Below are 11,911 nucleotides of genomic sequence, written 5' to 3' on the forward strand. Positions count from 1 at the left end.
CCGCCGGACCGACCACCGGACCACCGATCCATCGGACCCGCCGGGTCACCGACCGGACGGCCGTCGGGGGCCGGCCACACCACCGGGCCACCGGCCCACTCCGACCGCGCCCTCGCGTTCCGGTGCGCCGCGCTCCCGGTCCCTGGATGCCGTACGCCGTACGCCGCCCGCAGCGCTCCGCTCCCTCCCCGAGGCACCGGTTGGCCCTTTCGGGTTGGACTGCCGCCCGGTCAATGATCATCTAGTAGGCATCGCCGCCCAACGGCACTACGCTGCGCCCATGAGCATGCTGACTCCTCCCGGCATGGGCGGCCAGTACCGGATCACGGGGGACAAGTACCCGCGGCTGCGCCGACCGAAGAGGCGCCGCAGGCTCGTGCTCGCGGTCGCCGCGTCCACGACCGCGCTGGGCCTCGCGGGCTGGGGAACCCTGCAGCTCATCGACGTCTTCACCGGCGGCGACGACCAGGCCGCCGCGGCCGGCCCCAAGGCCGACTGCTCGGCCCGCGTGAGCCCTTCCCCGACGGCGGGCGAGGCGGGCCGCAAGCCGTCCGGCACACCGGAGTCGTACCCGGCGCCCGGGAAGATCACCGTCAACGTCCTCAACGCGACACCCCGCTCGGGCCTCGCCAAGGACACCGCCGAGGAACTCAAGAAGCGCGGCTTCCGCATCGGGGAGGTGGGCAACGCGACCGAGGAGTACGACAAGAAGGTCAAGGGCGCCGCCCTGCTGCTCGGCGCGAAGGCGGCCGAGGACACGGCGCTGCCCGTCCTCAACACCCAGCTCACCGGCGCCCGGCTGAAGACCGACGACCGGAAGAAGGCCACCGAGGTCGACCTCGTCATCGGCACCGGGTTCAAGGCCCTCAGCAAGCAGAAGGACGCCGACGCGGCCCTGGCCGAACTGACCAGGCCCAAGCCGACGCCCACTCCGACGAAGACCTGCTGAGCCCCGCGAGGGGACCGGGCGGTCCCTACTCGGCCGCCCCGTACAGCCGGTCCCCCGCGTCGCCCAGGCCGGGCACGATGTAGCCGTGCTCGTTCAGGTGCTGGTCGACCGCGGCGGTCACGACCGTCACCGGGGTGCCCGCCAGCTCGCGCTCCATGACCTCCACGCCCTCGGGCGCGGCGAGGAGCACCACGGCGGTCACGTCGTCGGCGCCCCGGGCGATCAGCTCACGGATCGCGGCGACCAGGGTGCCGCCGGTGGCGAGCATCGGGTCGAGGACGTACACCTGACGCCCCGAGAGGTCCTCGGGCATCCGCGTGGCGTACGTGGACGCCTCCAGCGTCTCCTCGTTGCGGATCATGCCCAGGAAGCCCACCTCGGCGGTCGGCAGCAGCCGGACCATGCCGTCGAGCATGCCGAGGCCGGCGCGCAGGATCGGCACCACCAGGGGGCGCGGGTGCGAGAGCTTGACGCCCGTGGTCCGGGCGACCGGCGTCTCGATGTCGACCTGCTCCGTGCGCACGTCACGGGTGGCCTCGTAGGCGAGCAGGGTGACCAGCTCGTCGGCGAGACGGCGGAAGGTCGGGGAGTCGGTGCGCTGGTCGCGCAGCGTGGTGAGCTTGTGGGCGACCAGGGGGTGGTCGACGACGTGGAGACGCATGACCACAACAGTAACGGGGGCGGCGGCACCGAGCTCCCCGTCCCCGGGCGCGGAACCGTCCGCCCGCCGCGCAGCAACCCCGACCGGCGCGGTTCACCCTTCTGATGGCATCAAACCCGCCGTCGGAGGGAAAGTGGGAGGGACATGGCGGGGTGGTGAGCCGATGCCGGACGGTGGTGAGCCCATGGCGGGAGTGGACGACGAGTCCCGGCGTTCACGAAGGACGGCCGGGACGCGGTCACGGGGGACGAACGGGGAAGGACAGCGAGCAGCGGACGGAGACCCGCGGCACACGGCGGACGGCGAACGCCCGCGAGGCACGGAACCTCCGGGCACCGACCTGCGGGAGCCGGACCTGCGGGGACCGGCGGAGGCCAACCCCGAAGCGGGCGCCGCAGACCCCGACGAGCGGGGCGACGCCGCGCGGAGACGGCGCCGGGCCCAGTTCCTGCGGGAACTGACGGAGGCACGGGAACTGCGCGACCGGGTGCAGCCGCGCCGGGCCAAGGCGGCCCGGCTGCGGCACGCGATGCGCATGCGCACCTTCCGCTGGTAGCCCGCCCGGCAGCACCACGAGCACCCCCTGTAAACCCCCGAACACCCCCGTCCGACACACCCGCACGGCCCCCGCTCGGGCCGTACGGGGGCCGCTCACGGGGCATGCGCGGGACGCTCACGGGGTGGCCGTGCATATGCAGCGGGGAACTGCGCGTACGATCCGCACGTGGCGGCAACAGGTGCGCAGGTGAACGCCGTGCCCGGCCGGCGATCAAAACTGCCGGACACAGGGAGCCGAAGACGTCCCCTGGGCGCTCTGTTTCTGCCACGATTCCGAGTGGGTGGGGCTCGGAGGACAGCACTCCCCGCCCATCGACCTCCGCCGGGGGGACCCCCAACCGGCACGCCTATGACCAGTGGGAGAGTCACGGTGTACTTCGCCGCACTGCTCGCGCGCACCGAAGACGGGTGGGAAGCGAGCGACACAGAGCTCGACGATGTGGAGACCCTGTCGGATCTGGCCGACCTGGCCCGTGAAGCCTCGCCCGACGACGACACGGTGCTGGTGCTCATCGAGCAGGAGGACGCCTGGTTCGGCGTCGTCCGCATCGATGGTGAGGACGACCCTCGTATCTACGTCTCCGACGCCGCCGCCGCTGCCCGCAGCAGCTACGGCGAGATCCTGCTCACCGCCGAACTGCTCGGAAGGGAGCCCGGAGACGACGTACCCGACCTGGACTCCCTAGACCTCGACGGTACGGAGGACGGTGAGCCCGACAGCGATGACGACGACGCGGCCGCCGACGCCGTACCGCACAGCCCGGTCGGCGACACCGGGATCCTCGACGACCTGGGAGTGAGTGAGAAGGAACTGCGCGCCCTCGACGCCGACGACGCCCTCAACTCCATCGCCGAGGCCCTGGGCGCCTCGGAGGTCCTGGAGACGGTCCGCTAGGAGTGCCTGGTCGTCGCCGGGCCCGTCTCGTCACGACGGCCCGGCGACGAGGCGGCTTCCCCGTGACTCCCAGCACCTCGGCGGCGGCTCGGCGACGGCCCGTCGGCGGCCGATCCGCTAGGTTCCCCGGGTGACCGAAGCAACCGACGCAGAGGCACCGGGCCCCGATCCGGTACGCGACCGCTGGCGGCCCGCGATGCGGCTCGCCCTGGACGAGGCCGGTCGGGCCGCCGCGGGCGGCGACGTCCCGGTCGGCGCCGTCGTCCTGGGCCCGGACGGTACGACCGTCCTGGCCACCGGGCACAACGAGCGCGAGGCGACCGGCGACCCGACGGCCCACGCCGAGGTACTGGCCGTCCGCCGGGCCGCCGCGGCGCTCGGCGCGTGGCGGCTGACCGGCTGCACCCTGGTCGTCACCCTCGAACCCTGCACGATGTGCGCCGGCGCGATCGTGCAGTCCCGGGTCGACCGGGTCGTCTACGGCGCCCGCGACGAGAAGGCCGGCGCGGCCGGTTCCCTCTGGGACGTCGTACGCGACCGCCGCCTCAACCACCGCCCCGAGGTCGTCGAGGGCGTCCTGGCCGACGACTGCGCCCGGCTCCTCACGGACTTCTTCCGCCTCCGCTGAACCGCCCGCCGCTGCGCACCCGGGCGTCCCCGTCTATCGATTTCAAAGCACGCCCCACCTTGCTGTAAGGTCTCCCTCGGTAGCGTGTCCGAGCGGCCGAAGGAGCTCGCCTCGAAAGCGAGTGTGGCGCAAGTCACCGAGGGTTCAAATCCCTCCGCTACCGCTGAAGAAGGGCCCCGCCGTCAGGTGGGGTCCTTCCTGCGTTCCGGGGACCTCCTGCGAACGCATGATCGGGTTACACTCGCCGCCGGTGGACAGGGACACATGAGGCGGGGGAGGCCGCTGTGGCGGTGCAGGGGAAGAAGATCGCGGTGTACGTGCTCGTGGTCTTCGTGCTGTACGTGATCATCACCGACCCGGAGAAGGCCGCCGACTACGTCCAGATAGGGTTCGAGGGCATCTCTACCGCCGCCCAGTCCATCGGCGACTTCTTCACGTGGATCGCCGACGGGGCCGCATAGGGCCCAGCCGCACCCCCGCCTCGCACGACTCCCCAGGAGCACCCTCATGATCCGCCACCTGGTCCTGTTCAAGCTCAACGAGGGCGTCGAGCGGGACGACCCGCGCGTCGTCGAGGGCGAGAAGGCCTTCCGGGCGCTCGACGGCACCATCGCGGAGCTGCGCCACTGGGAGCTGGGCTGGAACATCAGCGACCGGCCCATCGCGTACGACTTCGCGATCAACTCGGCGTTCGACGACGCGGACGCCCTGCGCCGGTACGTCGAGCACCCCGACCACCAGGCCGGCGTCGCCCTGTGGCGGGAGTTCGCCACCTGGGTGATCGCGGACTACGAGTACTGACCCGCCGGGCCCCCGCCCACAGGTCCGTACGGCAGGTCCGTGCGGCACGTCCGCACCACCCCGCCCCGCACCACTCGAAGGTGCGGGGCTTCGTCGTGCCCGGCTCGCCGGTTCCCCCGATTGCCCGGCACGGTCCTCACTCTCCCTCAACACGGCTATATGAGGTGCTTGATCACAGTGCACATGTCTTGTGATGCTATGACCGCTTTTGACGGTTGAATTGATGAGTTGATCGATGAAGAGGTGGCGTTGACCGTGTCGGCCAGTACTGCGCCACCCCAGGAAGAGACCCAAGCCCCCGTTCAGGAGAAACGTCGCGGCGCCGACACCCGCGCCCTGACCCAGGTGCTCTTCGGCCAGCTCAAGCACCTGGAACCGGGCACCCCGGAGCACAACCGCGTACGCGGGGCGCTCATCGAGGCGAACCTCCCGCTCGTGCGGTACGCGGCCGCCCGCTTCCGCTCCCGCAACGAGCCCATGGAGGACGTCGTCCAGGTCGGCACCATCGGCCTGATCAACGCCATCGACCGCTTCGACCCCGACCGGGGCGTGCAGTTCCCGACGTTCGCGATGCCGACCGTGGTCGGCGAGATCAAGCGCTACTTCCGCGACAACGTCCGCACGGTCCACGTCCCCCGCCGGCTCCACGAGCTCTGGGTCCAGGTGAACGGCGCCACCGAGGACCTCACGACCGCCTTCGGCCGGACCCCCACGACCGCCGAGATCGCCGAGCGGCTCCGGATCGGCGAGGACGAGGTCCTGTCCTGCATCGAGGCCGGCCGTTCCTACCACGCGACCTCGCTGGAGGCCGCCCAGGAGGGCGACGGAATGCCGGGGCTCCTCGACCGGCTCGGCTACGAGGACCCCGAACTCGACGGCGTCGAACACCGCGATCTCGTACGGCACCTCCTCGTCCAGCTCCCCGAACGCGAACAGCGCATCCTGTTGCTCCGCTACTACAGCAACCTGACGCAGTCGCAGATCAGCGCGGAGCTGGGCGTCTCCCAGATGCACGTGTCCCGGCTGCTGGCCCGGAGCTTCGCGCGCCTGCGGTCGGCGAACCGCATCGAGTCCTAGGGTGTGTGTCGAAAGTGGATCTTGAACGTGAGATGATCTTGCTTCGTGGCACGTGGAGATCTGACGGACGCGCAATGGGCGGTGCTGGAACCGCTGTTGCCGAAGGGCAAGAAGCCCGGACGGCCGCCGACGTGGGCCAGGCGGCAGCTGATCGACGGCATACGGTTCCGGGTCCGTACTGGCGTTCCGTGGCGGGACCTGCCCGCCGAGTACGGGCCGTGGGGCCGGGCGTACGACTTGTTCCGGCGGTGGCAGCGGGACGGCACCTGGCATCGGATCTTCACCGCGCTCCAGGCCCGGGCCGACGCGAAAGAGCTGATCACCTGGGACATCAACGTCGACTCCACGGTGTGTCGGGCCCACCAGCACGCCGCCGGGGCAAGGAAAAAGGGGAGCTGCAGAAGGAGCCGCCCGGCGGCGTCGGCGTCGAGCCCGACGACCACGGCCTCGGCCGCTCGCGCGGTGGCCTGACCACCAAGCTGCACCTGGCCGTCGAACAAGGCCAGAAGCCCATGTCCATCGTGATCACGGCCGGCCAGCGGGGCGACTCCCCGCAGTTCGAGCCTGTCCTGAACAAGATCCGCGTCCCGCGTCTTGGCCCAGGCAGGCCGCGCACCCGGCCCGATCGTGTGCGCGCCGACAAGGCGTACGCCTCCCGGAAGAACCGCGCTTACCTGCGGCAGCGCAGGATCCGCTGCACCATCCCGGACAAGGCCGACCAGGCCCGCAACCGCAAGAAACGCGGCTCGCGCGGCGGCCGACCGCCGAAGTTCGACCCGCAGGACTACAAGGCTCGGCACGCGGTCGAGTGCGGCATCAACCGCCTCAAAAGGCACCGGGCCGTGGCCACGAGGTACGACAAGCTCGCGGTCCGCTACGAGGCGACCGTCCTCGTAGCGGCCATCAATGAATGGCTGTGACCAGCACATTCGATACACGCCCTAGAAGGCTCATCGAGTCCCGGGCCGCATGGAGCTCCAGGCCGCATCGAGCTCCATGCGGCTTCGGGGCAGGCGCGGCACCCGTCCCCGGCGGTAGCGGGCGCCCGGAACGAGGCCGGCCCTTCCGGGTACCGCAAGCGGGGGCGTCGGCGTGACCGTCGGTAACCGGCGATCCTCGTTCCGGCCCGGAGGGACCGTGGGGCACGCGGGGCGCACGAAGGCAGGCGGGGCGCACAGAATGGGCCACGAGCACACGTGCCCAGGCCATCTGGTCCAACCGAATGCGCTGTCGACGCATCACCTCGGAGAGCGAATCACACACCGAGGCCCTTTCAGTCAGTTATGGGCCGAAACACCGTCAGACCATCTGTTTCCAGGGCGAATTACCCCGCTCCATGTCGACATGTCACTACATCGCGTTGCCGACGTGTGACATTCTTCCCCCAGCGCGTTTGCCGTGGCCTCGCCGCCGGTATTCAGGTGGAGGCTGCGTTCCTTACGACGGAGCGTCCGCCGCGACCGTCCGCGACCCAAAGGGGGTGGCATGTCCGCAGACCAGGGCAGCTCGAAGGTGCTCACGCTCGCCAAGAGCGAGACCGCGCCCGACGCTATCCAGGCCCCTCAGGACCTTCAGGAGCTCGAGGACCTTCCCGGCACCCAGGCTCCGCCGGCGCCTGAGCTCCCGGCCTTGCCGGCCTCGGCGAACATCGACACCCGCACCCTGTCCCGCTCCCTGTTCCTGCGGCTCGCCGCCCTCGACGAGAACAGCCCCGAGCGCGCCTACGTCCGGGACACCCTCATCGAGCTCAACCTCCCGCTGGTGCGCTACGCGGCCGCCCGTTTCCGGTCGCGCAACGAGCCGATGGAGGACATCGTCCAGGTCGGCACCATCGGCCTGATCAAGGCGATCGACCGCTTCGACTGCGAACGGGGCGTGGAGTTCCCGACCTTCGCGATGCCGACGGTCGTGGGCGAGATCAAACGGTTCTTCCGCGACACCTCGTGGTCGGTCCGGGTCCCGCGCCGCCTCCAGGAGCTGCGCCTGGCCCTCACCAAGGCCAGCGACGAGCTGTCGCAGAAGCTCGACCGCTCCCCGACGGTCACCGAACTCGCCGCCGTCCTCGGCGTGTCGGAGGAGGACGTCGTCGACGGCCTCGCGGTCGGCAACGCGTACACGGCGTCGTCGCTCGACTCACCCGCCCCCGAGGACGACGGCGGCGAGGGCTCGCTCGCGGACCGCCTCGGCTACGAGGACACCGCTCTCGAAGGGGTCGAGTACCGCGAGTCGCTCAAGCCGCTGCTCGCCAAGCTCCCGCCCCGTGAGCGCCGGATCATCATGCTCCGCTTCTTCGCGAACATGACCCAGTCGCAGATCGGCGAGGAGGTCGGCATCTCCCAGATGCACGTCTCCCGCCTCCTCACCCGCACCCTGGCCCAGCTGCGTGAGGGGCTCATCTCCGACTGAGCCCTCGTCAGGAGGCGGAGCAGCGCCCGGACAGAGAGACGACCGCCGGGATGTCCGTTCGTTCAGGACATCCCGGCGGTCGTCGTGCGCGCGGACGGGTGTGCGGGGGCGGCGGAGCAAACGGATCGGTGACCGGATCGGTACGGGCGGCCGGCTCGGGGTCGCTCGTACGGTTCCCCGCACCCCCTGAGGGCTCCGGGCGTCACTCACACCGGCAAGAGGCGCGGGGAACCGCACGACCGGCAACGGCCCCACCCGCAGCCGCAGGACCACAGACACCCGGCAGACGGACATGCGGGCGCCCGCCGCCCCGCCGGACGGCTAGGGCGTGTTCGAAAGTCCCGTCTGCCCGGCGGCGTCCGGCACGCACGCTCGCCGCGTTGTCCGGGTCGCCCCGATACCACCGGTATCGGGGCGACCCTCCGCCGTGCGATCGCACGCACCGGACGCCGCCGGGCCTGCCCTTCGGGCAGACGACGCCACTTTCGAAACACGCCCTAGCCGAGCGCCAGCCACACCACCGCCGCGACCACCGCCACCGCCGCGACGATCCCGACGATCAGACCGACGCGGGGCCCCGAGGGGGCCACCTCCGCACGGCCACCCCGCGGGGTCTCGTCAACGAACGCGCGGAACATCTGCGTGCTCCCGGCGGGGTCGTAGTTGCCCTGGGGGCCCTGGTTGTCAGCCATGGCCCGAGACCTTAGCGAATCGGCGAGGCGGCACCCAAGTGGGGTACGGCGGAGCGGGCCCCGCCCCACCGTCCTCCTTTACCAAGACTTGGGCCGCGAACCCCCGGATTCGTTTGCCTGCGGCAACCATCCAGTTCTATGGTTGCCCTAAGCAACAAACAGGGGAGGGGCTCCCATGGCCGAGCGAGCGCAGTACGAGGAGCTGGCCCGTCAGCTCAGCGCCATCGGGGTCGTGAAGCGGGAGATCGCACGGATGCTGCCGTACGACTGCCCCGGCGGATCGGCGGGAGTCCTCATGCTGCTCGACCGGAACGGCGAGATGCGGATGAGCAGGCTCGCCGAGCTGCTCTCGGTGGACATGTCGGTGACCAGCCGCCATGTCGCGCACGTCGCCGAGCGGGGCTGGATCGAACGGCTCCCCGACCCGGCGGACAGACGCTCGCGCATCCTGCGCCTGACCCCCGAGGGCCGCGCCCTGGTCGCCGAACTCCACCGGCGCACCAGCGGGGTGATGGCGCATCGGCTGAGCGACTGGTCCGACGACGAGGTCGGCGAGCTGGTCCGGCTCCTCGGCCGGCTGCGCCACAGCTTCGACACGGCCGCCGCCTCCCGTCCGGCCCCCTGAAAGACACCCACCACAACCCGTACACCCGCGAAGACCACGTAAGAGAAGGAAGCCCATGGCAACGACCACACCAGCCGGTGTGCGGGCTCACGCCAAGCACGGCCACGGCCCCGCCAAGGGGGCCGCGCACGGCGGCGACGGCGCTCCGATGACGCACCGGCAGATCATGGAAGCGCTGACCGGACTGCTGCTCGGCATGTTCGTGGCGATCCTGTCGTCGACGATCGTCTCGAACGCCCTGCCCGACATCATCAAGGACCTGGGCGGCGGCCAGAGCGCGTACACCTGGGTGGTGACCGCGTCGCTGCTGGCGATGACCGCGTCCACCCCGCTGTGGGGCAAGCTCGCCGACCTGTTCTCCAAGAAGCTGCTGATCCAGCTGGCGCTCGTCGTCTTCGTGCTCGGCTCGGCCGCGGCCGGACTGTCCCAGAACGCCGGGATGCTCATCGGGTTCCGCGCGGTGCAGGGCGTCGGCATGGGCGGACTGTCGTCGCTGGCGCAGATCATCCTCGCCGCGATGATCTCCCCCCGGGAGCGCGGCCGGTACAACGGCTACCTCGGCGCCACCTTCGCGACCGCCATGGTCGGCGGCCCGCTGGTCGGCGGTGTCATCACCGACACCGACTGGCTCGGCTGGCGCTGGTGCTTCTACGTCGGCGTCCCCTTCGCGGTGATCGCCCTGATCGTGCTCCAGCGGACCCTCCACCTGCCCGTCGTCCGGCGCAAGGTCAAGGTCGACTGGACGGGCGCCTTCCTGATCACCGCCGCGGTCTGCCTGCTGCTGATCTGGGTGACCTTCGCCGGTGACAAGTACGACTGGGTGTCCTGGCAGACGTACGCGATGGTCGGCGGCACGCTGGCGCTGCTCGCGCTGTTCGTCCTCGTCGAGGCGAGGGCGAGCGAGCCGATCATCCCGCTGCGGCTGTTCCGCAACCGGACGATCGCCCTGGCCTCTCTGGCCTCGCTCTTCGTCGGTGTCGCGATGTTCGCGGGCACCATCTTCTTCAGCCAGTACTTCCAGCTGGCCCGCGACAAGTCGCCGACCATGTCCGGCGTCCTGACCATCCCGATGATCGCCGGCCTGTTCGTCTCGTCGACCGTCTCCGGCCAGGTCATCACCCGCACCGGGCGCTGGAAGGCATGGCTGCTCGCCGGCGGTGTGCTGGTGACCGCCGGCCTCGGTCTGCTGGGCACGCTGCGGTACGACACCCCGTACTGGCACGTGGCGGTCTTCATGGCGCTGCTCGGTCTCGGCGTCGGCATGATGATGCAGAACCTGGTGCTGTGCACGCAGAACCAGGTGGCGCCGGGCGACCTGGGTGCCGCCAGCTCCGTCGTCACGTTCTTCCGCTCCCTCGGCGGCGCGATCGGCGTCTCGGCGCTGGGCGCGGTCCTCAGCCACCGGATCACCCACTACGCGGAGGAGGGCCTCGCCAAGCTGGGGGTGTCGGGCTCCTCCATGGGCCACGGCGAGATCCCCGACCTGGACGCGCTGCCCGCGCCGATCCGCACGGTCATCGAGAGCTCCTACGGCCACGGCATCGGCGACGTCTTCCTGTACGCCGCTCCCTTCGCCGTCCTCGCGCTCGTCTTCTCCGTCTTCATCAAGGAGGTCCCGCTGCGGACCCACGGGGCGCTCGCCCAGGCGGCGGAGCAGGAGACCGCCGGTACGGCACCCTCGCCGGCCGCGGCCGTGACCGCCGCGGGTGCGGGTGCGGGTGCCGCCGAGGCTGCCTCGGCCGGGGTGACGACCGTCCCGGCAACCGCTCCGGCCGCCGCCCCGGCCTCGGAGGGCGGCCAGGTGCCCGTGCGGGGCCGGGTGCGCGGGGCCGAGGAGGCTCCCGTGCCGGGGGCCGCGGTCACACTGATCTCGCTCGGGGGCCGGCAGCTCGGCCGTTCGGTCGCGGGGGCCGACGGGGTCTACGCGGTGGACGCGCCCGGCGCCGGGTCGTACGTGCTGATCGCCGCCGCCGACGGGTTCCAGCCGCAGGCGTCCACGATCGTCGTCCACGGCGAGCCGGTCGCGTACGACGTCCTGCTGAGCGGCACGAGCGGGCTGAGCGGTGTCGTGCGGGCCGCCGGGGCAGCGGTGCCCGTGCCGGACGCGATGGTCGTGGTGACCGATGTGCGCGGGGACGTGCTGGCCACCGGAACCACCGGTGAGCAGGGCGAGTTCGGCTTCGGGGAGCTGGTGCCCGGTCCCGTCACCGTCGCGGTGAACGCCGCCGGGTTCCGCCCGCGCGCCCTGCCCGTCGAGGTCGGCGGCACCGGCGTCACCCGCGTCGAGATCGACCTGGAGCCCGGGGCCCGGCTGCGGGGCGTCGTCCGGGCGCCGGGCGGACCGCTGGCCGACGCCCGCGTGACGCTCGTCGACGCGGCGGGCAACGTCGTCGCCACCGCCACCACCGGCCCGGACGGGGCGTACGCCTTCGCCGACCTGGACGGCGGCGACTACACGCTCATCGCCACCGGGTACCCGCCCGTGGCCACGGCCCTGACGGTCTCCGGCACCGGAGCCGACGGCCACGACATCGAACTCGCCCACCCCGGCGAGTAGTTCACACCCGGTCGGCGGGGCGGTGCCTCCGCCCCGCCGACCGGTCGTACCCGAGGAGTGAC

The 11,911-nt window shown here is 71.4% G+C and carries 13 protein-coding genes and 1 tRNA gene; 12 read left to right on the plus strand and 2 right to left on the minus strand.

Annotation, left to right across the window (positions count from 1 at the left end):
* Positions 1–304: 304 nt before the first annotated feature.
* A complete protein-coding gene (locus tag GSY65_RS17865) occupies positions 305–949 on the plus strand; it encodes a LytR C-terminal domain-containing protein (protein ID WP_159776106.1) in 645 nt (214 codons plus the stop codon).
* A gap of 25 nt (positions 950–974) precedes the next feature.
* Here GSY65_RS17865 and upp read toward each other — a convergent pair whose 3' ends face one another.
* Positions 975–1,610, minus strand: a complete 636-nt coding sequence (upp, locus tag GSY65_RS17870) for a uracil phosphoribosyltransferase (protein ID WP_159769711.1) — start codon at positions 1,608–1,610, stop codon at positions 975–977.
* Between the two features lie 184 nt (positions 1,611–1,794).
* Between upp and GSY65_RS34715 the strand changes: the two genes are divergently transcribed.
* The 9 genes from GSY65_RS34715 to GSY65_RS17910 all read left to right on the plus strand — a co-directional run bounded on the left by GSY65_RS34715 (position 1,795) and on the right by GSY65_RS17910 (position 7,975).
* Positions 1,795–2,166: a hypothetical protein gene (locus GSY65_RS34715; RefSeq protein ID WP_443043232.1), complete on the plus strand. Its 372-nt coding sequence runs from the start codon at positions 1,795–1,797 to the stop codon at positions 2,164–2,166.
* Between the two features lie 372 nt (positions 2,167–2,538).
* On the plus strand, positions 2,539–3,063 hold the full coding sequence (locus GSY65_RS17880) for a tRNA adenosine deaminase-associated protein (RefSeq protein WP_159776108.1): 525 nt from the start codon (positions 2,539–2,541) through the stop codon (positions 3,061–3,063).
* Between the two features lie 196 nt (positions 3,064–3,259).
* Complete coding sequence (tadA, locus tag GSY65_RS17885) at positions 3,260–3,691, plus strand: tRNA adenosine(34) deaminase TadA (RefSeq protein WP_236580218.1); 432 nt, start codon at positions 3,260–3,262, stop codon at positions 3,689–3,691.
* Between the two features lie 78 nt (positions 3,692–3,769).
* Positions 3,770–3,854, plus strand: a tRNA-Ser gene (locus GSY65_RS17890).
* A gap of 121 nt (positions 3,855–3,975) precedes the next feature.
* Positions 3,976–4,152: a hypothetical protein gene (locus GSY65_RS33335; RefSeq protein WP_201452577.1), complete on the plus strand. Its 177-nt coding sequence runs from the start codon at positions 3,976–3,978 to the stop codon at positions 4,150–4,152.
* Between the two features lie 46 nt (positions 4,153–4,198).
* On the plus strand, positions 4,199–4,492 hold the full coding sequence (locus GSY65_RS17895; protein ID WP_159769720.1) for a Dabb family protein: 294 nt from the start codon (positions 4,199–4,201) through the stop codon (positions 4,490–4,492).
* Between the two features lie 243 nt (positions 4,493–4,735).
* Positions 4,736–5,569 carry an RNA polymerase sigma factor SigF gene (locus GSY65_RS17900; protein ID WP_159776110.1) on the plus strand — a complete coding sequence of 278 codons (834 nt, stop codon included), beginning with the start codon at positions 4,736–4,738 and terminating at the stop codon, positions 5,567–5,569.
* 45 nt (positions 5,570–5,614) lie between these two features.
* Positions 5,615–6,489, plus strand: a protein-coding gene (locus GSY65_RS17905) for an IS5 family transposase (RefSeq protein WP_443043178.1) whose coding sequence is annotated in 2 segments (ribosomal slippage) — positions 5,615–6,004 and positions 6,007–6,489 — 873 coding nt in all. Because the reading frame shifts where the segments join, the coding sequence is not laid out codon by codon here.
* Between the two features lie 565 nt (positions 6,490–7,054).
* Positions 7,055–7,975: an RNA polymerase sigma factor SigF gene (locus GSY65_RS17910; RefSeq protein WP_159769723.1), complete on the plus strand. Its 921-nt coding sequence runs from the start codon at positions 7,055–7,057 to the stop codon at positions 7,973–7,975.
* A gap of 497 nt (positions 7,976–8,472) precedes the next feature.
* Here the strand turns inward: GSY65_RS17910 and GSY65_RS17915 are convergent, their stop codons facing one another.
* Positions 8,473–8,667: a hypothetical protein gene (locus GSY65_RS17915; protein WP_159769726.1), complete on the minus strand. Its 195-nt coding sequence runs from the start codon at positions 8,665–8,667 to the stop codon at positions 8,473–8,475.
* Between the two features lie 175 nt (positions 8,668–8,842).
* Between GSY65_RS17915 and GSY65_RS17920 the strand changes: the two genes are divergently transcribed.
* Together GSY65_RS17920 and GSY65_RS17925 are read left to right on the plus strand one after the other, a co-directional pair.
* Positions 8,843–9,292 (plus strand): MarR family winged helix-turn-helix transcriptional regulator, encoded by a 450-nt coding sequence (locus tag GSY65_RS17920; RefSeq protein WP_159769729.1) that lies wholly within the window; start codon positions 8,843–8,845, stop codon positions 9,290–9,292.
* Between the two features lie 55 nt (positions 9,293–9,347).
* A complete protein-coding gene (locus tag GSY65_RS17925) occupies positions 9,348–11,849 on the plus strand; it encodes an MFS transporter (protein ID WP_201452578.1) in 2,502 nt (833 codons plus the stop codon).
* Positions 11,850–11,911 lie beyond the last annotated feature (62 nt).

The sequence above is a fragment of the Streptomyces sp. HM190 genome (genome assembly GCF_009857135.1).
In the GTDB taxonomy this organism is placed as follows: Bacteria; Actinomycetota; Actinomycetes; order Streptomycetales; family Streptomycetaceae; genus Streptomyces; species Streptomyces heilongjiangensis.

Bases quoted from the DNA above. Each gene is read 5' to 3' on its own strand.
- GSY65_RS17865 (WP_159776106.1), top strand. From the start codon at position 305: ATGGGCGGCCAGTACCGGATCACGGGGGACAAGTACCCGCGGCTGCGC.
- upp (WP_159769711.1), bottom strand. From the start codon at position 1,610: ATGCGTCTCCACGTCGTCGACCACCCCCTGGTCGCCCACAAGCTCACC.
- GSY65_RS34715 (WP_443043232.1), top strand. From the start codon at position 1,795: ATGGCGGGAGTGGACGACGAGTCCCGGCGTTCACGAAGGACGGCCGGG.
- tadA (WP_236580218.1), top strand. From the start codon at position 3,260: ATGCGGCTCGCCCTGGACGAGGCCGGTCGGGCCGCCGCGGGCGGCGAC.
- GSY65_RS17895 (WP_159769720.1), top strand. From the start codon at position 4,199: ATGATCCGCCACCTGGTCCTGTTCAAGCTCAACGAGGGCGTCGAGCGG.
- GSY65_RS17910 (WP_159769723.1), top strand. From the start codon at position 7,055: ATGTCCGCAGACCAGGGCAGCTCGAAGGTGCTCACGCTCGCCAAGAGC.
- GSY65_RS17915 (WP_159769726.1), bottom strand. From the start codon at position 8,667: ATGGCTGACAACCAGGGCCCCCAGGGCAACTACGACCCCGCCGGGAGC.
- GSY65_RS17920 (WP_159769729.1), top strand. From the start codon at position 8,843: ATGGCCGAGCGAGCGCAGTACGAGGAGCTGGCCCGTCAGCTCAGCGCC.
- GSY65_RS17925 (WP_201452578.1), top strand. From the start codon at position 9,348: ATGGCAACGACCACACCAGCCGGTGTGCGGGCTCACGCCAAGCACGGC.